The 23,361-nt window shown below is 35.8% G+C and carries 19 protein-coding genes and 2 rRNA genes; 7 read left to right on the top strand and 14 right to left on the bottom strand.

All coding sequences use genetic code 11. From position 1 onward, the window contains the following. The 3 genes from A9G03_RS11125 to A9G03_RS11115 all read left to right on the top strand — a co-directional run. Window positions 1-396: ribosomal RNA gene (locus A9G03_RS11125) — 23S ribosomal RNA — on the top strand; the annotation flags it as partial. Between the two features lie 152 nt (window positions 397-548). Further along, a 5S ribosomal RNA gene (gene rrf / locus A9G03_RS11120) occupies window positions 549-664 on the top strand. Window positions 665-1,121: 457 nt separating this feature from the next. Then, the gene (locus tag A9G03_RS11115; RefSeq protein ID WP_065799239.1) at window positions 1,122-1,682 is read left to right on the top strand and encodes an NADAR family protein; all 561 of its coding nucleotides are present in this window, start codon (window positions 1,122-1,124) and stop codon (window positions 1,680-1,682) included. A gap of 40 nt (window positions 1,683-1,722) precedes the next feature. On the opposite strand, the gene A9G03_RS11110 is transcribed toward A9G03_RS11115, so the two are convergent. The 12 genes from A9G03_RS11110 to A9G03_RS11055 form a co-directional block, all read right to left on the bottom strand. After that, entirely contained in the window at window positions 1,723-2,082 is a 360-nt protein-coding gene (locus A9G03_RS11110) for a hypothetical protein (RefSeq protein WP_065634057.1), read from the bottom strand. A 187-nt stretch (window positions 2,083-2,269) separates the two neighbouring features. Beyond that, entirely contained in the window at window positions 2,270-3,064 is a 795-nt protein-coding gene (locus A9G03_RS11105; protein ID WP_065634058.1) for an ABC transporter ATP-binding protein, read from the bottom strand. Beyond that, entirely contained in the window at window positions 3,057-4,010 is a 954-nt protein-coding gene (locus A9G03_RS11100; protein WP_065634059.1) for an ABC transporter permease, read from the bottom strand. Before A9G03_RS11100 ends, A9G03_RS11105 begins: the two co-directional genes overlap by 8 nt. A 61-nt stretch (window positions 4,011-4,071) precedes the next feature. After that, complete coding sequence (locus A9G03_RS11095) at window positions 4,072-5,049, bottom strand: ABC transporter substrate-binding protein (protein WP_218056858.1); 978 nt, start codon at window positions 5,047-5,049, stop codon at window positions 4,072-4,074. 280 nt (window positions 5,050-5,329) lie between these two features. After that, window positions 5,330-6,289, bottom strand: a complete 960-nt coding sequence (locus A9G03_RS11090) for an ABC transporter substrate-binding protein (protein WP_065634060.1) — start codon at window positions 6,287-6,289, stop codon at window positions 5,330-5,332. A 171-nt stretch (window positions 6,290-6,460) separates the two neighbouring features. Next, complete coding sequence (gene fdhE / locus A9G03_RS11085) at window positions 6,461-7,369, bottom strand: formate dehydrogenase accessory protein FdhE (protein WP_065799238.1); 909 nt, start codon at window positions 7,367-7,369, stop codon at window positions 6,461-6,463. 104 nt (window positions 7,370-7,473) lie between these two features. Further along, window positions 7,474-8,169: a formate dehydrogenase subunit gamma gene (locus A9G03_RS11080; RefSeq protein ID WP_065634062.1), complete on the bottom strand. Its 696-nt coding sequence runs from the start codon at window positions 8,167-8,169 to the stop codon at window positions 7,474-7,476. Further along, on the bottom strand, window positions 8,162-9,136 hold the full coding sequence (gene fdxH / locus A9G03_RS11075; protein WP_081297502.1) for a formate dehydrogenase subunit beta: 975 nt from the start codon (window positions 9,134-9,136) through the stop codon (window positions 8,162-8,164). Before fdxH ends, A9G03_RS11080 begins: the two co-directional genes overlap by 8 nt. Before the next feature lie 18 nt (window positions 9,137-9,154). After that, a complete protein-coding gene (gene fdnG, locus A9G03_RS11070; RefSeq protein ID WP_081297503.1) occupies window positions 9,155-12,223 on the bottom strand; it encodes a formate dehydrogenase-N subunit alpha in 3,069 nt (1,022 codons plus the stop codon). Window positions 12,224-12,513: 290 nt separating this feature from the next. Next, window positions 12,514-14,943, bottom strand: coding sequence for a glycerol-3-phosphate 1-O-acyltransferase PlsB (plsB, locus tag A9G03_RS11065; protein ID WP_065799237.1), 2,430 nt, complete (start codon window positions 14,941-14,943; stop codon window positions 12,514-12,516). Window positions 14,944-15,344: 401 nt separating this feature from the next. After that, window positions 15,345-16,109 (bottom strand): type I 3-dehydroquinate dehydratase, encoded by a 765-nt coding sequence (aroD, locus tag A9G03_RS11060; protein ID WP_065634064.1) that lies wholly within the window; start codon window positions 16,107-16,109, stop codon window positions 15,345-15,347. A 99-nt stretch (window positions 16,110-16,208) separates the two neighbouring features. Then, entirely contained in the window at window positions 16,209-17,081 is an 873-nt protein-coding gene (locus A9G03_RS11055; protein ID WP_065634065.1) for a shikimate dehydrogenase, read from the bottom strand. A 610-nt stretch (window positions 17,082-17,691) separates the two neighbouring features. On the opposite strand from A9G03_RS11055, the gene A9G03_RS11050 reads away from it, so the two are divergent. Further along, window positions 17,692-19,035 carry a Na+/H+ antiporter family protein gene (locus tag A9G03_RS11050; RefSeq protein WP_065634066.1) on the top strand — a complete coding sequence of 448 codons (1,344 nt, stop codon included), beginning with the start codon at window positions 17,692-17,694 and terminating at the stop codon, window positions 19,033-19,035. 37 nt (window positions 19,036-19,072) lie between these two features. Then, on the top strand, window positions 19,073-20,362 hold the full coding sequence (gene rsmB, locus A9G03_RS11045; protein ID WP_065799236.1) for a 16S rRNA (cytosine(967)-C(5))-methyltransferase RsmB: 1,290 nt from the start codon (window positions 19,073-19,075) through the stop codon (window positions 20,360-20,362). 112 nt (window positions 20,363-20,474) lie between these two features. Here rsmB and A9G03_RS12475 read toward each other — a convergent pair whose 3' ends face one another. Next, entirely contained in the window at window positions 20,475-20,684 is a 210-nt protein-coding gene (locus A9G03_RS12475) for a hypothetical protein (protein ID WP_143425856.1), read from the bottom strand. A gap of 484 nt (window positions 20,685-21,168) precedes the next feature. Beyond that, complete coding sequence (locus A9G03_RS11035; RefSeq protein ID WP_065799234.1) at window positions 21,169-21,705, bottom strand: NAD(P)H-dependent oxidoreductase; 537 nt, start codon at window positions 21,703-21,705, stop codon at window positions 21,169-21,171. Window positions 21,706-21,828: 123 nt separating this feature from the next. Here A9G03_RS11035 and A9G03_RS11030 point away from each other — a divergent pair, with 123 nt between their 5' ends. Both A9G03_RS11030 and serB read left to right on the top strand, forming a co-directional pair. After that, entirely contained in the window at window positions 21,829-22,170 is a 342-nt protein-coding gene (locus tag A9G03_RS11030; protein WP_065799233.1) for a winged helix-turn-helix transcriptional regulator, read from the top strand. 209 nt (window positions 22,171-22,379) lie between these two features. Beyond that, window positions 22,380-23,354, top strand: coding sequence for a phosphoserine phosphatase (gene serB, locus A9G03_RS11025; protein WP_065634071.1), 975 nt, complete (start codon window positions 22,380-22,382; stop codon window positions 23,352-23,354). Window positions 23,355-23,361: the final 7 nt, after the last annotated feature.

Raw genomic sequence — 23,361 nt, 5'->3', positions numbered from 1 at the left:
TGTCGGCTCATCACATCCTGGGGCTGAAGTAGGTCCCAAGGGTACGGCTGTTCGCCGTTTAAAGTGGTACGCGAGCTGGGTTTAGAACGTCGTGAGACAGTTCGGTCCCTATCTGCCATGGGCGTAGGAAAATTGAGAGGGTTTGCTTCTAGTACGAGAGGACCGAAGTGAACGCACCGCTGGTGTTCGGGTTGTGATGCCAATTGCATTGCCCGGTAGCTACGTGCGGAATAGATAAGTGCTGAAAGCATCTAAGCACGAAACTAGCCTCGAGATGAGTTTTCCCTGATGAGAATCAGTAAGGTCCGTTTGAGACTAAGACGTAGATAGGTCAGGTGTGTAAGTGTAGTGATACATTGAGCTAACTGATACTAATGAACCGAGAGTCTTAACCTTACAACTCGGAGTTGTTTTGGATACGCGAAGTTGAGAGTAAGAAGTCATCGAAAGATGGTTAAAGATTAATAAAACAGTTTGTTCCGGATTGAGCGATTGATGCAGACATGCGATAATGTGCATCAGTTGAGAGAAAGAGAAGACAGGATATGTCTGGCGGTAATAGCGCGGTGGTCCCACCTGACCCCATGCCGAACTCAGAAGTGAAACGCCGTAGTGCCGATGGTAGTGTGGGTATTACCCATGTGAGAGTAGGGTGCCGCCAGACTTTTAAATTAGCGCGAGAGCCCAGCAGAGATGCTGGGCTTTTTTGCTTTTTACGGTTTAAATATAGATGTTGAATGACACAGAGGATCGATGATTTTGAAATTATTACCCCGTTTTAAATGTAGCTATATTGATTTACTAAGCGCTATGTTATTGATTATTTCTTATAAAATAAGAAAAACTCTTAATTTCCTCTGTTTTTGCTAATCAAAAATTAAATTGTTACTTTAATTTTCATTTCTTATTCAACTTGTATAGTAATATCTCAATTAATCTAGGTATTTATTATCGAGTTATGCTTCTTGATTTATTAAATGTTTATTTATGCTTTATTTTCTATGCGGTTGTGATTCACTCAATATTTATAAGTGGTAATATTAGCAAACTAATTCATGTGCTTAATTGTTACTATAAAACATAATTATTATAATATGCTTTCTAGTATAAAAGGAGGATCTATGGATATTCGCCAATTATGTCAACGTTATAGTAATGGTGAGCGTTTCAAATATCTATATTTTTGGAGCCATAAACAGAAGGAACCCGCATCCATTATTACCAAGTCCTGTTTTAGTCAATGGTATCCAAGTCATTTCAACATTGACGGTATTGATTATGTAACTGCTGAGCATTATATGATGGCAGAAAAAGCGAGATTATTTAACGATCAAAAGATGTTACAAGATATCCTAAATGCAAATAACCCTGGTTTGGCTAAGGCGCTTGGCCGTCAAATAACAGGATTTATACCTAAAATATGGGAAGAGCAATGTTTATCTATTGTTATTAAAGGTAACTTAGCCAAATTTTCGCAAAATCAACAATTAGCTAATTTTTTACTAGCTACTCAACAACGTATTTTAGTTGAGGCCAGTCCAATTGATAACATATGGGGAATCGGTTTATCTCAAGATGCCCCAAATATTGATAACCCATTAACGTGGTGTGGCAAAAATTTGTTAGGATTTGCGTTAATGGCCGTCCGTGAAAAATTATCAACGTGTTTTAAACACAGCTAAAAAGGCCCAATTAATATTGGGCTTTTTAATTCAATAATCATTAATTTTGTGCATTATTTTCTGGGGTGTTGGTTTCAGGTGTTTTTTCTGTTTGTGTTTTTTGAGTATTATCATTCAATTCAGGCAACTCACTAATAGAAACATGCACACTATATTGTTTTCCTTTCTCTTCTGGAAAGAATGTTGTAATTTTTTTGATGGTTTCTTCTGGATTATTGCTAGTAATTGTAATATCCAACAACGGTTTTTGGTGATTTAATGGTAAGTGGTTTTTACCGTGGAATGTTTTTGTATTTTGATTTACATCAGCTGCTGCATTTTCTACTGATTTGACTGGTTCGTTGGCAAAAGCAGTTGAGGTTAATGTGATAAGTGCTAAAGATAATAGTGTTTTTTTCATATTTTCTCCTTAATAAAATAACTGTTTTTACTTATTTTTGATAAAAATAAACAAGTAGTTTGTATTCATACTATACGATGTTTGAAGAAAATGTGATAGAAAAAAATAAGGTACTAAACGCGTAATGAAGGATTTTTTTGAATAAAGAAAGCAATATTTTAATTAAAAATATTGCTTATCAAAATTATTAACCTAAAAGTAGGGCATCGTCAGTGACTTTTTCGCCTCGTGTTTTTTCAAACATGTTTAATAAATCAGTAACGGTGAGTTTATCACGTTGTTCTCCTGATACATCAAGTACCACCTGCCCTTGATGAAGCATAACTGTTCTATTACCATATTCTAAAGCTTGTTTCATTGAGTGTGTTACCATTATTGTTGTTAAATGGTTTTTAGAAACAATATCATTAGTCAGTTCTAAAACAAATTGTGCTGTTTTAGGATCAAGTGCAGCAGTATGTTCATCAAGTAATAATACTTTTGAAGGTTGTAATGTTGACATTAATAAACTCACTGCCTGCCTCTGTCCACCAGATAGCAAACCCATCATATCGGATAATCGATTTTCAAGCCCTAAATTTAAAGTAGCTAATTTGTCTTTAAATAAGATACGTAGTTTACGGTTTAGCGCTGGTGATAGTGTAAAACGATGTCCACGGTTGTAGGCAATAGCGAGATTTTCTTCGATAGTTAAATTCTCACAAGTGCCTACCATAGGATCTTGAAATACTCTAGCAACCATACCCGCTCTTTTCCATGCTGGCCAGCGAGTAACATCTTGTCCATTTATAATAATACTGCCTGAGTCGACAAATAAATCGCCACTAATAACATTAAGTAATGAGCTTTTACCTGCACCATTACTTCCTATAATAGTAACAAATTCTCCCTCACTAATATTAAGATTTAATCCGCGTAATACATGATTTTCAATCGGCGTACCCTGATTAAAAGTTAATTGCAATTCTCCAACTTTAATCATGTTTACTTCCTCTTTTCTTTGAATGCTTTTTTAGCTGTTTTGGCAGAACTAAAGCAAGCACAACTAATATTGCGGTAATAAGATTTAAATCTTCTGTACCTACACCTATATTTTGTAAAAATTCGTTACTTAAGGCAAAGGCAATAAATAATCGATACAAAATAGAACCAAAAATAACCGCAAGCATGACAGCCCAAATGCGTTTAGTTGGAAATATACTTTCACCAATGATAATAGAAGCAAGTCCAATAACAATTGTTCCTACGCCAATGGTGATATCAGACCCCCCTTGAGTTTGCACAAACAACGATCCACCAAGTGCAATTAGACCATTTGATATAGCCATGCCTAAAATAGTTATCCCGCCTGTCGGAATACCTTGAGATTTGGCCATTCTTTGATTTGTTCCGGTTGCTCGTAATGCTAACCCCATTTGTGTGTTTAAAAATAAATTTAGTAATATCCAAAATACAATGACAAATCCTAATACCATTAATGGTTGGACAATATATTGATTACTGTAATCTTCGGTAATGAACGGCGAAAATATTGTTTTAGCATCCAACAAAGAGAGGTTAGGCGAACCAGCCATTTTAGGTGTTTCACCCATGATATAAGGCCCAATACCTAAAATTCGTAAATTGATTGAATAAAGACCAATCATAACAATAATACTAGAAAGTAACTGTAATATATTGAGTTTCACATACAGTATGCCTGTCATTGCACCGGCAATACAACCAGCAAACATACCTAATAATGTGGCTATCCAAGGATCGATACCGATATAGATACATAATCCACAAACAGCACCACCAAGTGGAAAACTGGCATCGGCAGTAAGATCAGGAAAATCAAGTAAACGGAATGAGATAAATACACCTAAACTGACCAGTGCATAAATAAGTCCAATTCCAATTGAGCCTAATAAAAATTCAAAAGACATGAAAACGATCCATTAAAAGTAACCGCCAAAGTCGGCGGTTAGGTGTTGATAGAGTAAAAAATTATTTTTCGACAACTTTTGCTGCAGATTTTAATACATCTTCAGATAATGTCACGCCTTGACGTTCTGCAGCTTTTTTATTAATTGTTAATTGTGTAACATTACCAATTTGAGGTGGAATATCACCTGGTTTTTCTCCATTGAGTATACGAATGACAATTTTACCAGCTTGTCGACCAAGATCGTAATAACTCATACCCAAAGCGGCAATCGCGCCTCGCTCAGCTGAATCGGGATCGGAGGCCAATAAAGGAATTTTATTTTCATTAGCAACTTTGGCTAAAGCTTCATAAGCGGAAACAACGTTATTATCGGTTGTTGTATAAATCATATCAACTTTGCCCTTTAAGCTTCTAGCCGCAGTTGAGATATCAGAAGTACGCTGAGCTGGCGCTGCAATAATTTTCATTCCGCGTTTATCTAAAGCCACTTGCAATGCTTTAAGAATAATTGTTGAGTTGACTTCACTTGGGCTATAAACGTAGCCAATATTTTTTGCATCAGGTTTAATCTTTAACATCATTTCTATTTGAGAATCTAATGATAGCGCATCAGATACACCAGTAACATTTGTTTTTGACGCTTCCCAACTTGGCGTTAATTTCGCGGCGACAGGATCAGTAACTGCTGTGAAAACAATCGGAATAGTTTTAGTCGTTGCAACTAATGCTTGCGAACTTGGTGTGGCAATTGCGACAATAGCATCGGGTTTACTTGCTGCAAACTGTTTAGCAATTTGGGCCGCATTAGCACTACTACCTTGTGCGCTGGCAAATTGTAATTTCAAGTTTTTACCAGCAATATAACCACTATCTTTTAATTCATCTTCAACCCCTTTGCGAACATTGTCTAATGCTGGGTGTTCAACAATTGCGGTGATAGCAACGTATTTTTGTTCATTTTGTGGCTCTGCCGAAGATAAAAAAGCGACTGCCGATAAACCGAGTAGCATACAAATTTTTATAATAGAATTACGCATACGAGTACTCCTGTAATATTTTTTTTACAACCAAACTTAATATTGACTTACTATAAAGCAAAACTGAATAAATATCTACAATGAAAAACAATTACATGTGTAAATATTTCATTACAAGTCGAGTTTTAACTTAATTATTTTTTCTAATCTTAGTTATTTTCTATAGATGATGATTAATTATATATGCTACATTTTATATTGAATATCAATGAGTTTTTGTATGATTATTGCCCACTATAGTTATAGTGAGCAATATTGTGAAGAAATTTATTGTATGGATCTATTGCCCAATAACTTTATAAGCAGATTGGATAACTTCGGGTGGTAGCGTAATGCCTTGTTTTTTAGCCGCATCAAGGTTAATCACTAACTGCAATGCTTGCCCTATTTCGGGCGCTATGTTACCTGGTTTTTCGCCTTTTAATATTCTGACCACAAGTTTTCCCGATTGTCGACCAACATCGTAATAACTCATACCATAAGCGGCGACGGCTCCTCGCTCTATGGCATCAGGAAATGATGCTAAAAGTGGAATTTTATTTTCATTCGCAAATTTAACTAACGACTCATAGGCTGAAACAACATTGTTATCAGTAGTTGTATAGATTAAATCAACCTTACCTTTTAACGTATTTGCTGCTGTTGAAATATCCGCTGTTCGTTGTGCAGGAACTGCGAAAAGTATAATATTTTGTGCAGCTAGCTGTGTTTGTAGATTTTTTAATACAACAGTTGAGTTAATTTCACTTGGGCTGTAAATATAACCAACTGACTTCATGTTTGGAACGATCTTCTTCATAAAATCAATTTGTGGTCCGATTTCTTGATAATCAGAAACACCAGTAATATTGGTACCTGTAGGCTGCCAATTTTTGACTAATTTAGCAGCAATCGGATCGGTAATACCAGCAAAAACGATTGGGATCTGTTTAGTCGCTGCCGCAGTTGCTTGAGCACTTGGTGTGGCAATAGCAACAATCACATCAGGTTTTGCCGCGACAAATTGCCGTGCTATTTGAGCAGCTGTTGCACTACTACCCTGTGCACTTTTGTATTGCACAGTTAAATTCTCATTTAATTTAAAGCCACTATTAGTCAATTCATCTTTTACACCATCACGAATTTGATCTAATGAGGGATGTTCAACTATCGCGGTAATAGCCACATTTTTAATGGAATCGGCAAAACTAAAAAAGGGCGTAAGCAACACCATTATTATCAATAAAATAAAGCGCTTCATAAAATACACTCATCAACTAGTACAATAGTGTCATTCTAGCGTTATTAATAAAAAAAGTTAAGTTGTATTTATAAAATCCTCAAAAATGTAAGTTATATTAGAAATCTAGCTTAGATAACTTCAATCAATAACGATTTTATAGATTGATTTTTTGATATAGTAATTCGGTTTTTATTGGGCAAATATAAATGGGTTTATCCCACTTTTTGCATATCCTTCTTCTTCAGTTTTAATATCTAATATTAAGGAAGCTATATCGTCGGCAACGATTTCAATGTGAGGATCTTTATCTTGATCTAAAATTTTTAAGTAACTGTGACAAGCATCACAACACTCTGTTTTTATTGCAGCTAATTGATTATCTAATGAAAAGTATTGAATATCTTTCATATTGTCACAGCTAGTACATTTTATTCTAGGTACATACCATTCACTTTCACACAGACTACAATGTAAATACCGTAAACCATTATTACTACCCAATTGGATAACACTGGCAACAGGCATACTATTACAGACTGGACATAACCAATTTTTATCAGTGCTTTCTGCTATCGCTTTACCTTTAACTTGGCTGGCAAGTTGGCAGTAATAAACCGATAAAGCAGACCAGATAAATACTGCTTCATTACCTGCTACACATTTAAACTCACCATTGAGTAAATGAAGTGCTTTTTCTTGTAATTGTTGCGTATTATTTTGTTTCAGCTGGTGTATAACTGACATAACTTGTTCTGTTGTATTGGTCATTAGCGTTAATAACTGGCTTAGATAATCTTGCCAAAAGGTCGATAAAGGAAGATTAGCTAAACTTAATGGCGGGTATTCACTGTTTTCGATGTTTACAATATCAATATTAATTGGATTGTGTTTAACTAAATTAGCTTGTTGCTCAGCTATTGTTGCACAGAAGTTAAGATAATCACTAAACGTACTTTTTGTTGCTAACTCTTTTAGTCGTTTGGCACGACGAATATACAGTGTTTTAGGTAAAGGATAAAATAATAATGGAATTTGCCTAATAACAGAGTTTATAGTTTGTTGTTCAAGTTGCTGCTGAGGGATGATCTTAATACTCATTATTAATTACCATAATTATTATTTTATCTAAAACGTAATGTCAAATTAGCTTATTCCGCTGATGAGTATCAGCGGATATTAAGCGTTTAATCTACTAAGTTTTATTAAGCGGGCTTTTGTTCTATTTTAGTTGATTGAGTTTCTTTAGATTCGTTACTTGTTTTAAGTTCTTCTTGGTATATTTTTGACATTTCTTCTTCATACCAAGATGAATGATTTTTTCGTGCCCAAGCACGTGAAACGTAGCCTGTTATCATTCCTTTAATCGAACCTTTAACCCAAATTGCCATATAAGCATGACCAATAGCAAGTAAGATTAAACAAATTGCCGCAAAAGAGTGGAAAAAGATAGCTAAACGAACAATTGGTATTGGAAAGTAATCAGAAACGTATCGGCGCCACATGATCATTCCTGTCACAAATAACACAAAAATTAAACTCATAATGCACCAAAACAGAAACTTTTGACCCACATTATATTTACCAATTGGAATGCCTTCCTCTTTACCCATAATCACTTTTTTAAAGTTTTTTATCCAGATAAGATCATTCTTATTAGGAATATTATGGTGAGCCAGTTTTACAAACATAAACATTAAAAGGACAAACACAATACAGCCAATAATTGGGTGTAATGCCCTAACTAATTGCGGGGTACCAAGCACTAATCCAAATAATTTTATTGAAGGAAAAAATAATGACAGCCCCGATAGTGCAGTTAAAATAAACAGACAAACCATACACCAGTGACAGAAGCGAACAATAAGTGGTGTTCTAAGTATCATGCCTTTCTTATTCATGATGGTTCTCCTGTTGTGATGAGTTTGTCGTATTTTTTCGTGAAAAAACTGGCAAACCTAATCGTTTTCGGGCTTGCGCATCAGCCTGTTTTTCATGTTCAATGTCTTCTTCATCCACTTCAATTGCACCAACACCCATATAATGGAACAATAAACCACCAAATGTTGCAACAAACGCAGCAGCTGAAAGCGGCTTCCACGCACCTTTCCAGAATTTAACAACTTCGCTAATGTGTGGATCTTTTGGTAAACCATGGTATAGCTCAGGTTGATCAGCATGATGTAAGACGTACATGACATGAGTTCCCCCTACACCTTGAGGATCATAAAGCCCGGCATGTTCAAAACCGCGTTTTTTCAAATCTTCAATTCGATGTTCTGCATGGCGAATCATATCTTGTTTTGTACCAAAATGGATAGCGCCAGTAGGGCAGGTTTTAACACAAGCTGGTTCTTGACCAACCGCTACGCGATCGACACATAAAGTGCATTTGTAAGAATGATTATCCTCTTTACTGACCCGAGGAATATTAAATGGACAACCCGCCACACAGTAGCCACAACCAATGCAATGCTCTGATTGAAAATCAACAATTCCATTCGCATACTGTATGATTGCACCTTCAGATGGGCAAGCTTTTAAACAACCAGGATCGGCGCAGTGCATACAACCATCTTTACGAATAAGCCATTCAAATTTACCATTGACTTCAACTTCTGAATAGCGCATTACCGTCCATGCTTTAGGTTCTAAATCTGCTGGATTATCATATACGCCGACAGTATGGCCAATTTCGGCTCGCAAATCATTCCATTCGCTACAAGCAACTTGACATGCTTTGCAACCAATACACGTAGTTACATCAATTAATTTAGCCACTTCTTGTTGATAATCTCGAGCTCGTGGAGCCGGCGTTAATGCATTTGTTGCAGAGCGGCGAATAATATCTTGAGTTTGTAATGACATAATTTCTCTTCCCTCCTTTTATGCCGCAGTGGTAACTTTCTCGATATTGACTAAAAATGATTTATATTCTGGAGTTTGTGAATTAGCGTCACCTAAATGTGGCGTTAATTCATTCACTAAAAATCCTTTCTTAGTCTGACCTGTGAATCCCCAAACGATCGGAATTCCAATGGTTTCGATTTCTTTACCATCAACAGTCAATGTTGGAAGGCGCTTAGTCACAACTGCTTTAGCCTTAATATAGCCGCGGTATGAAGTAACTTTTACGGTATCGCCAAGTTTAATCCCTTTTTTATTGGCTAGATTTTCACTCAGTTCAATAAATTGTTCAGGTTGAGTAATTGATGCTAGTCTTGCATGCTGAGTCCAAAAATGAAAATGTTCGGTAATACTATAAGTCGTACCAACATAAGGAAATTGTTCAGCATTACCTAATCGCGCTAAATCCTCTTTAAATGCTCGAGCCACAGGACTACTAATTTGACTTGGGTGCAGAGGATTAGTCGTAATAGGTGTTTCAAATGGTTCATAATGTTCAGGGAATGGTCCATCAACGAGTCGATTCAAGCAAAATAGTCCACCTAAACCATCATTATTCATGATAAAGGCACCCGCGCCAGTGCTTGGTGATAAGGTTGCGGTAAAGTCAGGTACATCGTTTCCTACCCAACTAGAACCATTCCATTTGACTAAAACGCGTTTAGGATCGTAAGGCTTACCATTTTCATCTGCTGATGCGCGGTTATACAATACTCGTCTATTCATTGGCCACGCCCAAGCCCAACCAGCATGAACGCCTTTACCTGATGGATCGCTAGGATCACGTCTTGCCATTTGGTTACCTTGTTCTGTCCAAGAACCACAAAAGATCCAAATACCTGAAGACGTAGTTCCGTCGGCTTTTAATTGGGAAAAACCGCTTAATAGCTGACCTTTTTTAAGTATGACATTGCCATTAGCATCGGTTAAATCTGCTAATGCTCGACCATTACACTCTTTGGATAACTCTTCGGCAGCCGGACCTTCAGGGTCTTGATAATCCCAAGTTAAATTATCGATAGCTTCATGGTAAGCTCCACCTTCTTCGGCATATAGCTCTTTTATTCTTAAGAAGATACGAGCAATAATTTCTGGATCATATATTGCTTCATAAGGTGGTCTTGCCGCTGCCCAGTGCCATTGTAACCATCGAGAAGAGTTAACAATGGTACCATTTTCTTCTGCAAAGCAGTTTGAGGGTAATCTAAAGACTTCTGTTTGGATTTTACTTGGATCGACATCATTAGATTCACCGTGGTTTTTCCAAAATTCGGCTGTCTCTGTTGGCATTGGATCAATGCTTACCAAAAATTTTAGATTGGATAAACCTTCGCGAATACTATTTTTATCGGGTAGCGCGGCAAGTGGGTTAAAACCTTGACAAATAAAGCCATTAGCTTGCTTATCACGCATCATTTTGCTAAATCTTAAAACATCATACGTTTTGTCCCATTTAGGTAACCAATCAAACCCCCAATCGTTCTCTTTTGTTGATTTATCGCCGTACATTGACTTCATAAAACTGACAAAGAATTTTGGATAATTGCCCCAAAAGTTAACTTCGCTCGGACCAAGCGGTTTGGGTGTTTTTTCTTCTAAATATTGTGCGAGCGTAATTTGTGATTCTTTTGGTAAATCAAGATAAGCAGGTAAACGGTTAGATAATAAACCGACATCAGTTAAACCTTGAATATTTGAGTGACCACGTAAGGCGTTAATTCCGCCACCCATTACACCAATATTACCTAAAATTAGCTGTATCATAGCCGCAGTGCGGATAATTTGTGAACCATAAGTATGCTGAGTCCACCCTAAAGCATATAAGAACGTCGCAGCTCTATCATTAGTTTTAGTACTGGCTAAAGATCGGCAAACATGTAAAAAACTTTCCACAGGGCTACCCGTTACTTTATTGACCATTTCAGGTGTATAACGACTAACATGTTGTTTTAATAGGTTCCATACACAACGAGGATGACTCAGTGTTTTATCCCTGAGGGCATAACCATTTTCATCTTTTTGATAAGCCCATGTTGTTTGATCGTATTGGCGGCTAGATGAATCATAACCACTAAATAACCCCGTATTGGTATCAAAATTGAAATCATCGCGTACAAGTAAACTTGCATTACTGTGGGTTACCAAATATTCAAAGTTGACTTCATTGTGGGTAATTAGATAATTAATAACACCCAGTAAAAATGTGATATCCGATCCTGAACGAATTGGGACATAATGGTCAGCAACAGAAGCAGTTCGATGAAAACGTGGATCGATGGCGATCAGTTCTGCTCCGTTAGTAATTTTAGCTTCAATAGCCCATTTAAATCCAACAGGGTGGGCTTCAGCTGCATTTCCCCCCATGACAATAACGACATTCGCGTTTTTGATATCATTCCAGTTATTTGTCATTGCGCCGCGTCCAAAAGTGGCTGCTAGACTTGATACTGAAGGACCATGACAAACCCTTGCTTGTGTTTCAAGACTTAACATACCTAACGCACGCGCCACTTTAAAAGCTAACCAACCCGTTTCATTACTTGCTGCCGAAGTGACAAGCCAACCGGTAGTTGTCCAGCGATTAACTGTTGTGCCTTTCTCATTTTTTTCAATAAAATTTTTATCTCGGTCAGCTTTCATCAAACGCGCAATGCGATCAATTGCTTCATCCCAACTAATACGTTGCCATTTATCTGAGCCCGGTGCGCGATATTCCGGATATTTAACCCGTTGCTCACTCTTAATATAATCAAGGACACCGGCACCTTTTGGGCACAGTGAACCACGACTAACAGGATGATCAGGATCGCCTTCGATATGAAAAATAGACGATTCGGCATTTTTGGCGCCATCTCCACGGCTGTAGAGTAACATTCCACATCCTACCGAACAGTAGGTACAATTATTACGCGTTTCTTTTGATTTGATTAATTTAAATTGGCGAGTTTGTGCGAGTGCTACATTTGGCGCTAATCCTAGTGTAGCTACCGTTGTTCCTGCCATACCACCAGCACAGATCTTAAAGAACTGTCTACGGTTCAATAGCATATGAACTCCTTAAAAAAGCTGACATTACATTATTTGATTTATTATGTTTGAGGCTATAAACATCCCTATTTATACTAATAATAATCGTTTATTTAATAGAAATAAAGGGAAAAACGGAAATGAATTGACAAAGTTTGATATAGGTCAAAAAAGACAAAAATAAAGGTTTTAAGCTTAGTAAAAAAGATATAAAAAAATTTTTTTTGAAATAAGTTTCAGAAAATTATGCGATATAAATCTTTATTTTTACTTAATCGTAATCATTGATTTTCTGAAACTTATCAACTATTTTATTGCGTTACTAAAGGATTTATCTCATCAATAGTTTGCATCACTCTTGCCGTAATCAAAGGTTTAAGCGTTTCATGCATAGTGGCAATTTTAGCTAAATTAGCACCACCTTCATCATCTAAATAACCTTGTTCACGTAGTGAGCTGACTAATGTAGCAAATACGCCTTTATCAAAAAACTCTGGAGCATTAATACCATGTAAAACCGATAATCTTTCGGCAATAAGTCGCCCTTCTTTTTCTAAAGTAGCACGACTAATAGACGGATCTTTTTGTAACAAAGAAAACGCAATCATATAACGCTGCAAAGTATCTTTTGAGGATGAAGCAAGTAATTGTAATCCTGACATTTTTAAATAATTTAAGGTTAATTTATCAGGTGAATAACTAATTAAATTTAACTCAGCATAAGTTTCAATGATTTTATTCACATATTGAGTAAGTTGTTCATCATCATGATAAAGAAATAGCTCTGATTTGATTAATGGAAATAACAATTTGATTTGATTAATCACTTCTTCTGAAGAAATGCGATTATGCTTTATTAAAATTCTGGCAACTAACGCTGGGATGATTAGCAAATGCTGGATGTTATTACGATAATACGTCATTAGCACAGCTTGATCTGTTGTTAAGCCAACCATTTCACCCACTTCATCTGTTGTAATAACAAATTTGCCCATTTCTTTAGCGTGTTCAAACAGCTCTTCTGGCGTTTTATCGGGAATAGTTATCAGATCGGAATAAGGGATTTTCTTCAATAATTTTAGAAGATAGTCGATGTGTTCAAGTAGTCTGACTTTAGTTAACGCTCGTTGATCTGCGGCCAATAGTATTGAACAACATAAATTCATCGCATTAATTGCTGCTGACGCATTAATCCGTTCCATGATTTGCTTGGCGAGTAAATTGGTTGTAGGCGTTAACCAGTTAGGGCGAACTGTGCCTGTTGGTTCTATTGCGTCACGCCACTCAGGTATCTGTTGATTTAAAAATTGATTCAGCAAAATAGGGTGACCAAAGTTGACATAGCCAAAACCTAGCTTTTTCAATTTTAGGAAAGCTTTAAGTGTATGCCATAAGCTTTCCTTTTCTTTTTTTGCGCCGCGTAGTTCATTGGCGTAAGTTGCGACCTCTAAAACATGTTCATAACCTATATACACCGGCACAACCGTAATTGGTCTTGCATCACCACGTAACAATGTTTGTACTGTCATCATTAACATGCCTGTTTTAGGATCAAGTAATCTACCTGTACGTGAGCGTCCACCTTCAATAAAATATTCAACAGCATAACCACGGATAAACAGTTCAGCTAAGTATTCTCTAAATACTGCTGTATATAACTTATTTCCCCTAAATGAACGACGAATAAAAAAAGCGCCAAGTCGTCTAAATATTGGACCTGCCGGCCAGAAATTCAGGTTTATACCCGCAGCTATGTGAGGCGGGACTAATCCTTGTCGGTAAAGTACGTAGGAGAGTAATAAATAATCCATATGACTACGATGACAAGGTGCATAAACAATCTCATGCCCATTTTGTGCCAGTTCACGCACTGGATCTGCATTGGTGACTTTCAGCCCTTGGTAAAGTTTATGCCAAGCCCAAGTAAGAACAAAGTCTGTCACTCTTAGCATACGATAAGAGAAATTAGCGGCAATTTCGTTTAAATTGGCTAATGCATTTTTTTTAGCTTTATCTAAGCTAATATTTTTACTTTTTGCTTCTTCTTGTATCGCTTCGGCCAGTCTTGGACTATTTAATAACTTATTTAGCATCTGTTGCCGAACGGGTAATTTGGGGCCAACTGATGCCATTCGTAATTTTGCAAAATGAATACGTGCTACCCGAGATAGCTTATGTGCTAAAACAGAAATATCTTGTTTATCATCAAATTCGATAGTCTTAAGTGAAACTGTTTTAGAAAAACGAGTATAACAATCACGCCCAGAAATAATAATCTTAAACAATTTATAGGTAGCACCTAATACTTGTAGTGAGGGCATTTTCTTGCCTTCTTTGTCTGGTCGGCGCCCAAACATAACCGAAACGGGCAACATTTGTATATCAAGATTAGGATTTTGTTGATGAGCCGAAATATAATCTTTTAAAATTTCGATAGTTTTATTTTGTTGGCGATTGGATGCAAAAATACCAGGACCTTTATCGATATAAATATAGGCTGGTACAGTTTTACCATTAACCTCTATACTATCTAGAGGATCGGGTAGCTTATATTGTAAGCATAGTGACTGAACTACCATTAAGTCGATTTGTGAATTATACGGTAGTACATATAAAACAGGTCGGTGCGTATCTAAACCTAGTTCTGTAATTGGATCAGTTGGAATCGGTTTACTTTTGACAAAAAGTTTCACTAGGATCTGGATAAGAAAAAAATAAGCTTTTGTCCACCAAGAGAACATAAAAAAATAAACCTCATACTTTTGTGTTATTGATATACTTTAATCTCTTTAATTTTTAACTTATCAACCAAACTTAAAATAAGTATTTTGTTGGTAAAGCTAAATAATGCATCTTTAACACCAGAAAAGAGCAATGTATTGAGTATATACTTGTTAGCATTTTATCGTTAGTTAATTTGCACAATCTTTAGACCGTATTATTTAAATAACTTAGAAAGATAAGCTATAACGATATGGCCTAGTATTATAAATATTTATTAATCATGACACTACGAATAAATTGATTTTTTGTTATTACTTATCAAAAACAATGTAAAATTTGCCAATATCTTTATGAAGATGGTTATTCTAAGTATCTGCTATTTATAGGATTTAATCTTACATATTATTGCAAAATGGTTCTATTGTTTACAGCGATATAACACATCTAAAATATAACGTAATTGTTTAACATCTAGCTGTCCGGGAGCTGAGGCATTTTTAGCCGCACCAAATGTCATTGCTGAACCAAATATTGTGCCAGCTATTCGACTAATTGTGCCAAGACCAGCCATTGACATGGTGATAATTGGTTTAGTGGCATACATTTCATTCATTTCGGTGGTAGCAGCAAGAAGCGTTAATACATCTTCTGTCTTTTTAGGCATAACCGCAATTTTAGGGATATCAGCGCCTAAATCTTGCATTTTACGTAATCGATAAATAATACCGCTTTTAGTCGGTGTTTTTTCAAAATCGTGATTTGAAGCTACAACAAAGACATTATTTTTATGGGCAACATCAATAATTTCTTTAACATAGCTATCACCAATAAAGACCTCAACATCAATTAAATCAATTAAACCGCTTGATGCCATCGTTTTATTTAACTCAATATAAGCGCTTAACGGCCAAGGTTTTACACCACCTTCATTTGCTGTTCGAAAGGTAAATAAAATCGGTTTATTTGGTAATAAATCAGCCATTTTTTTTGCCATGGCTTTTACCGAGTCGAGATTATCAACTTGACAATAATGATCGGCACGCCATTCTAAAACATCAAAATCGATATCTTGTAGATAGGTAATTTCTTCAAGCAGTTCTTCTTCAGTTTTACCAACTAGTGGCACAATGATTTTAGGGGCGCCTTTACCTATCTCTATATTTTTTATAGTAATTGTTTTCATGTTATATCCTGTTAGCAATAAATTGATACTATCTTTTTTTAGTCATTTAAATCGTTATAATTAGATAGTCATTCCAATTCAAAAAAATCTTGCTATCTATTAATCGTTAAATCCCATTTTCTCTTTTACATACTCAATGGGTGCATCTTCACCTGTCCAAATTTTTATTTGAGCAGCACCTTGCCATAACATCATGCCGATACCATTTAAGGTTTTACAACCTTGCTTTTCGGCAATTTCTAATAATTTGGTTTTGCGAGGGCTATAGATACAATCAGTGACGACAAGCTCAGGCCTTAGTAGGGTGGGATCGGTTATTAAACTTTGTCCTTCTAAGGGTTTCATGCCAACTCCGGTTGCATTACATAGTACGGTACTATCAGCTATTGCTTTACGTAGTTGCGTTTCATTGGCAAGATCAAAAACCTGAACTTTACAATTTGTGTTTTCATTCAATTTTTTAGCAACAGTTTCAATTTTAGCGTAGCAGTCATCTTTTTGATTGAAGATAGCAATCTCATTTACTCCGTCGAGTGCTGCTTGAACCACAATTGCTGTTGCTGCACCACCAGCCCCTAGTATCGTCATTTTTTTGCCAATAACATCAACGCCAGCTTCTTTGAGCATGCGCATATAACCAATACCATCTGTGTTATAACCGGTCAACACACCATTATCATTAGATATAGTATTACAAGCACCACTCATTTCAACAGCAGGGGTCAACTTATCCAAATAGTTACAAACCAATTGTTTATTTGGCATCGAAACTGCGCTACCACGTAAACCTAATGCACGAAGCCCTTTTATGGCATCGGGTAACTTTTCTTGATCGACTTCAAAAGCTAAATAGACATAAGGAATATTCAATTTAGAATAAATGGTATTTTGCATCTGAGGGGATAAGCTGTGACGAATAGGATATGCCATTAAACCAATCAGTAAAAAATGACCGTCTATATTACTTCTCATTAATAACACTCCATAACAAACTTTTATAGATCGCAAAACTTAATTTTTAAATAAGGTAAGCAATCAATTCTATTACCTAGATTTTTATCTTGCATGATTAAAACTGCATAAAACATCATTATAACTGGATTGAGCGACAATGATAAGAAAGTTATTTTATAACACATTGAATAATTGGTATCTTATTGTGTGCTAATAACCAATTTAATGTATTGTACTTTATATTGAAAAGTTAATTTATATAAATTATCAATTTTATGAAATTATTGCGCCGAGCCTATACCGGTTATTTTAACGTTTAGGCATTATTATCGAAACTCAACAATCCTTTATCTAGTTGATTCTGTAACGTGTAGAATATTATCAATAATCGTATAAGTTTGATAGCCGATGGCTAAAATCAAAGAGTTAAATTAACCAAATTGAAAAAAAATCGTTGATCAATTAAGCTGGTCTTTTTAAGTTAAGCCTATAACAAATCGTTAAAACTAAGCATAAATCTAAAATGCTACTGTTAAATCTGCTAATTAGTGAGTGTACACTATCAATTGCACTTTCAGTATCGATCACCTAAAATGCTAAGCTTTACTGATTAACCGAAAATCTTTTTATGAATATAGTGCTTGATTTGTTCTCGTCCATAAATGCTGTTGTTGTCGCGGTAGTTTGCATGTTAATTTTATCGCTCTGCCGTGTTCATGTTGTGATTAGTTTAATTATTGGGGCATTTATAGGTGGGCTATTCAGTCATTTATCATTGAAAGAAACCATTGATGCCTTTAATACCGGTATCAGTAATGGCGCTAATATTGCACTATCTTATGCCATGCTCGGTGCCTTTGCGGTTGCAATATCAAAATCAGGCTTACCAGAGTTATTGGCCGATAAAGCTATTGAGCAGCTGACATCAAGCAGTGCGAAAACCAGAATAAAATGGTTATTAATCATCATTATTGCATTAGTAAGTATTTCCTCACAAAATGTTATTCCTATTCATATTGCCTTTATACCACTTTTAATTCCACCGCTTTTATATGTTATGTCACGTTTGCAATTAGATAGACGAATGATTGCTTGTATTATGACATTTGGTCTTATCACTCCTTATATGTTTTTACCCATAGGTTTTGGCAACATCTTTTTAAATCAGATTTTATTAAAAAATATTATCTCATCAGGTATGGATGTCAGCCATGTCAACGTGATGCATGCTATGGCTATACCTGCTTTAGGTATGTTTATTGGTTTATTATGGGCAATTTTTATCAGTTACCGAAAACCTCGTGAATATAAAATTATTCGCCAAGAGACCAACTTATCAGCGTTAAATAATGTTAATAAGCGTTCACTTTTTGTTTCACTTTTAGCGATAGTGCTATCGTTTAGTATCCAACTTTATACTGGCTCAATGATTTTAGGCGCCTTAATTGGTTTTATTTGTTTTATTGTATCAGGCACAATTAAATGGGGTGAAGCCGACGGTGTTTTTACTGATGGTATAAAAATGATGGCAATGATTGGTTTTGTAATGATTTCTGCACAAGGTTTTGCCGAAGTTTTAAAACAAACTCACGAAATTGAGCCTTTAGTGATTAATAGTGCAGCTTTATTTGCTGGCAATAAAGTGATAGCCTCATTTATGATGATGTTAGTAGGATTAGTGATTACATTAGGTATTGGCTCTTCATTCTCAACTGTGCCAATTATTGCCGCGATTTATGTACCACTTTGTGTTCAACTTGGTTTTTCACCGATTGCAACAGTCTGTTTAATTGGTGCATCAGGTGCGATTGGCGATGCTGGTTCACCGCCATCTGATACTATCTTAGCAACCTCAGCTGGGCTTAATAGTGACGGGCAGCACGACCATATTCGTGATAGTGTTATTCCAACTTTCACTCATTTTAATATCCCCTTATTTATTGCGGGTTGGGTGGGATCATTAATTTTATAATAAGTCGCTCTCTAATTGAGCAAGGTTATTATCTTGTATGAATAAAAAATTACACCCTAACATTCGTGCAGTTTGTGCACAGGTCATTTTTAATGTATTGGAAGATGGACAATCACTCAATACAGCGTTAACTGCTGAACATGACAAAATAGCCGATAAAGATCGTAGCTTAGTTCAAGAGATTTGTTTTGGGGTAATGCGAGTATTACCGGAGCTCAATTTTTATATTCATCATCTTATGGCTAAAGTCATGACTGGTAAAAATAGAGTTCTGCATTATCTATTATTAGTCGGGATTTACCAGATTCTTTATACCCGTATTCCTGAACATGCCGCGGTTGGTGAAACGGTCAGTGCGGTTAATGTTTTAAAAAAATCGTCACTAAAAGGTTTGATTAATGGTGTATTACGTGAATTTTTACGCCAACAAGCATCGTTACAACAAGCTTTTAGTCAAAGCAGCAAAGAGCAAACAAGCCGAACATTACACCCAAGTTGGTTAGTTAACCGTTTAAAGCAAGCTTATCCTGATAAATGGCAAGCAATTATTGCTGCTAATAATCAAAAACCGCCCATGTGGTTGCGTGTCAATCAAAACCACTATTGTGTAACTGATTACCAGCAACAATTAGCTGACGTAAAAATTGAATCACAAGTTTATCCATCAATGCCAAGTGCATTACAGGTAATTACACCGGTTAATGTGAACAAATTACCTTATTTTGAAGATGGTGCGGTAACGGTACAGGATTTATCTGCCCAATATGCCGCTTACTTATTGGCACCTCAAAATGGTGAACAGATATTAGATATGTGTGCTGCACCAGGCGGTAAAACTACGCATATTTTAGAAATAGCACCACAAGCACAAGTATTGGCTGTTGATGTTGATGCTAATCGAGCAAAACGTATTGAACAAAATTTGACGCGTTTAAAACAGCACGCCGAAGTCAAAGTAGGTGATGGTTTAACGCCTGAAAAATGGTGCAAAGGTCGAATTTTTGATCGCATTTTGCTTGATGCACCTTGTTCGGCAACAGGGGTGATTCGGCGACATCCTGATATCAAGTGGTTACGTCGTGATGCCGATATTGCTCAATTAGTTGAGTTACAGTACGCTATTTTAACTCAAATTTGGCCCTATTTGAAAATAGGGGGAACTTTAGTCTATGCTACCTGTTCAATCTTACCTGATGAAAACAGTGCACAGATCACGCGTTTTCTCAATGAATATCGTGACGCCCAATTACAAGGTGAAATTAAACAACTACTACCGAGTGAACATGGCGGTGACGGCTTCTTCTATGCGGTATTGCAGAAAATTTAACGCCTAAAGGTGAGCGCTGTTTTTTGCTCCTAGATAGGCCTTTAAAGTTTATTATAATAAATAAAGCCTTTTTATAACTTATTATGCTCAACTGAGCATAGTGATTTATTTCCTATTTTATTGACGAGGAAGGCTTTATCTTATCGGTTAATTTTTTGAGGAGATAAAAGATCACAATCGCACACAAAAATGGCACACCAAAAATTACCCACAACCCAGCAGGATCAAATTCACCGTCGGCTAAAGCAATACCCGTATAATTAAGAAAATCATCAATCGCGTAAGCAAGCTTTTCGAGCAAACGAAATATTGGTTTTGACAAAAAAACCACTGCTTGACAGATAAGATAGATCACTATGAATACGAGAATCGATGGTAAGCGTTTTTTAGGTTGGTTTGATGTTATCATATTGATATTATTCGTATGTAAATTTTGCATCATTTAAAACAATTAAAGTGAACTCACCATTTAATAATAACGACGAGATCAAAGCGTAAATTGTGCTAAACGTTAATTTTAACAGATGTGAACCGTTTAGCAAGGTGATGGTAGATGATTGTTTTTTCTATTTTTAAAAAGGATTTTTTGCTTTTAGATATAGCAAATTGTGATCGTTATTTCTATTGGGATTTTTTTAGTAAAAATACCTGAGTAAAAGAATTTTGAGCTAAATAACAAGGCAAGGTTAAACTATTTTTATTAATCAAGCTGGGATTGATAGTTTTTTGTAGTATTAATTAAATCAAACTGATTAACGCATCAAATAGGATGATATATATTATTAATACATATCATCCTTTACCGATTAGCTGTATTTTTTTATTCTTTGAGCTAACTGTTTTGAATGTTCTAAGGCATTTGCTTTTATTTCACTTTCACCTTTCATAATTGGAGAAACACCATAGAGTAATGCCGGTGGAAGATATTCCATTTGTGTGTAGCGTGCTGAAATCTTAACCGATTCAAGTAAATTTTTGATTAAATCGGCGCTATATTCTTGAAAATTTTGCTCAGCTTGCCCAATTGTTAAACTTGGTAATAACTTTTTACCTTTTAATTTATCGCCTTGTGAGCCATAAGCAAATTGGTAGGTTAATACCTGATCAAACCATATTTTAAGTATTGCTGGCATGTTAAACCAATACATAGGGTATTGTAGAACGATAAGATCATGCCTAAGTAACGCGGCTTGTTCCTCTTGTACATTGATTTTGTAATCTGGATAAAGTTGGTGAATATTACGAATTTCTAAATTCGTAATCTGTTTTTGCAATGATTCTATAATGGTTTTGTTTGCAATAGATTGTTCAATATTGGGATGACCTAAAATAATTAATGCCATGATGATTCCTTTTGGATTTATACTATAAAAATGTGAGTGACTATTATTAGTTTATGCCTTAATAGGTTTATGGCAATATCTATCAAATTAGATAGTTATAAACTTAAAGCGTTAGGTAGTTAAATGGAACTAGACAAGCAAAGCACTGTAAAAACGTATAACAATAAAACATATTATTGCCCTATCAGCTTAGCGATGGATTTAGTTGGTGGAAAATGGAAAGGGGTGATACTTCATTATTTACTTTCTGGCGAAAAACGCTTTAGTGAATTAAAAACCATCATCCCAGAAATTACCGATATGACATTAAGTCTTCAACTTAAAAAGCTTGAAGAGGATGGCTTAATTACGCGCACGGTTTTTGGGGATAAACCGCCATTAAAAGTGTTATATAGATTGACCCCACAGGGTGAACGGATACGTCCTGCATTAGAACAACTTTGCTTGTGGGCATTAACGCTATGACATATCTATAATGATATGGGTAAGTATTAAAATGGGTTTGATAAATTGAATTTTAACCAAATACAATTATCAAAATTAAAACGGCAAAGACACTTTGACGAATTCAATTTATGTTTAGATACTGAATATAAAACACCTTACCCATTTGGACAATCTTTTGTAGATATGATAAATTTTGGCTTCGTTTCACGTTATAAAGATTTTCTGATATGGCTTACACACTTACCTACAATGATTTACCTGAAAATATTCAATCTTGGCAAGGTTTACCGCTATCTTTAAATGGATGCGAAGTGGTACCCCTTGACTATAATGCGGGTAAAACAGGTTGGATTATTTATGGCAAAAAATTAAATAAAACTGTTTTATCAAAATTCCAAAACCAACTAGCTATGCCAATGGTAATTGTGTCGTCGTGGAAAATTAAAACATATCAGATTGTTAGAATTGCTGGCGTCATGCCTAAAAAAGCTAAATCCATTTCATTGGCTTTAAGTATTGATGTTGCGCCCATTGATAATTTGCCATCATTACATTCACCGGGACTACTTGTTATGGATATGGATTCGACCGCAATTGGCATTGAATGTATTGATGAGCTGGCTAAATTACAGGGTGTTGGTGAACAAGTGGCCGCTGTGACGGAACAAGCCATGCGCGGCGAACTTGATTTTGCTACAAGTTTACGTAAAAGAGTGGCAACACTTAAAGGTGCGCAGCAAAATATTTTACAACAAGTGAAAGATACGTTACCTCTTACGCCTGGCTTATCTTATTTAGTGAGAGAATTACATAAAAAAAATTGGCATGTTGCAATCGCTTCAGGCGGCTTTACCTATTTTGCTGATCATCTAAAACAAAAGTTAAAGTTAGTTGATGCTTATGCCAATGAGTTAGAAATTAAAAACGGTAAATTAACCGGTAAGGTTATCGGGCCGATAGTTGATGCAAAATACAAAGCCAGAACCTTACAGCATTTAGCGACATCACTAGATATTCCAATAGAGCAAACTGTTGCTATCGGTGATGGTGCTAATGATTTAATGATGCTTCGTATAGCGGGTCTTGGCGTAGCTTATCATGGTAAACCCAAAGTGGTGGAAAAAGCACGGATTAGCATTAATTATGCGGATTTAACCGGATTGTGGTGTATTTTATCAACCAGTTTATTAAGTGAAGGTTAGGAGAAAA

Source organism: Gilliamella sp. wkB171, from assembly GCF_001693755.1.
In the GTDB taxonomy this organism is placed as follows: Bacteria; Pseudomonadota; Gammaproteobacteria; order Enterobacterales; family Orbaceae; genus Gilliamella; species Gilliamella apicola_F.
The sequence above is the reverse complement of the archived record's forward strand: the minus strand, read 5'-3'. Positions and strand labels throughout refer to the sequence as shown.

Bases quoted from the DNA above. Each gene is read 5' to 3' on its own strand.
- A9G03_RS11090 (WP_065634060.1), bottom strand. From the start codon at position 6,289: ATGAAGCGCTTTATTTTATTGATAATAATGGTGTTGCTTACGCCCTTT.
- fdhE (WP_065799238.1), bottom strand. From the start codon at position 7,369: ATGAGTATTAAGATCATCCCTCAGCAGCAACTTGAACAACAAACTATA.
- fdnG (WP_081297503.1), bottom strand. From the start codon at position 12,223: ATGCTATTGAACCGTAGACAGTTCTTTAAGATCTGTGCTGGTGGTATG.
- plsB (WP_065799237.1), bottom strand. From the start codon at position 14,943: ATGTTCTCTTGGTGGACAAAAGCTTATTTTTTTCTTATCCAGATCCTA.
- A9G03_RS11035 (WP_065799234.1), bottom strand. From the start codon at position 21,705: ATGGCATTAATTATTTTAGGTCATCCCAATATTGAACAATCTATTGCA.
- serB (WP_065634071.1), top strand. From the start codon at position 22,380: ATGGCTTACACACTTACCTACAATGATTTACCTGAAAATATTCAATCT.
- A9G03_RS11050 (WP_065634066.1), top strand. From the start codon at position 17,692: ATGAATATAGTGCTTGATTTGTTCTCGTCCATAAATGCTGTTGTTGTC.
- A9G03_RS11100 (WP_065634059.1), bottom strand. From the start codon at position 4,010: ATGTCTTTTGAATTTTTATTAGGCTCAATTGGAATTGGACTTATTTAT.
- A9G03_RS11095 (WP_218056858.1), bottom strand. From the start codon at position 5,049: ATGCGTAATTCTATTATAAAAATTTGTATGCTACTCGGTTTATCGGCA.
- aroD (WP_065634064.1), bottom strand. From the start codon at position 16,109: ATGAAAACAATTACTATAAAAAATATAGAGATAGGTAAAGGCGCCCCT.
- A9G03_RS11030 (WP_065799233.1), top strand. From the start codon at position 21,829: ATGGAACTAGACAAGCAAAGCACTGTAAAAACGTATAACAATAAAACA.
- A9G03_RS11080 (WP_065634062.1), bottom strand. From the start codon at position 8,169: ATGAATAAGAAAGGCATGATACTTAGAACACCACTTATTGTTCGCTTC.
- A9G03_RS11115 (WP_065799239.1), top strand. From the start codon at position 1,122: ATGGATATTCGCCAATTATGTCAACGTTATAGTAATGGTGAGCGTTTC.
- A9G03_RS11055 (WP_065634065.1), bottom strand. From the start codon at position 17,081: ATGAGAAGTAATATAGACGGTCATTTTTTACTGATTGGTTTAATGGCA.
- rsmB (WP_065799236.1), top strand. From the start codon at position 19,073: ATGAATAAAAAATTACACCCTAACATTCGTGCAGTTTGTGCACAGGTC.
- A9G03_RS11110 (WP_065634057.1), bottom strand. From the start codon at position 2,082: ATGAAAAAAACACTATTATCTTTAGCACTTATCACATTAACCTCAACT.
- fdxH (WP_081297502.1), bottom strand. From the start codon at position 9,136: ATGTCATTACAAACTCAAGATATTATTCGCCGCTCTGCAACAAATGCA.
- A9G03_RS11105 (WP_065634058.1), bottom strand. From the start codon at position 3,064: ATGATTAAAGTTGGAGAATTGCAATTAACTTTTAATCAGGGTACGCCG.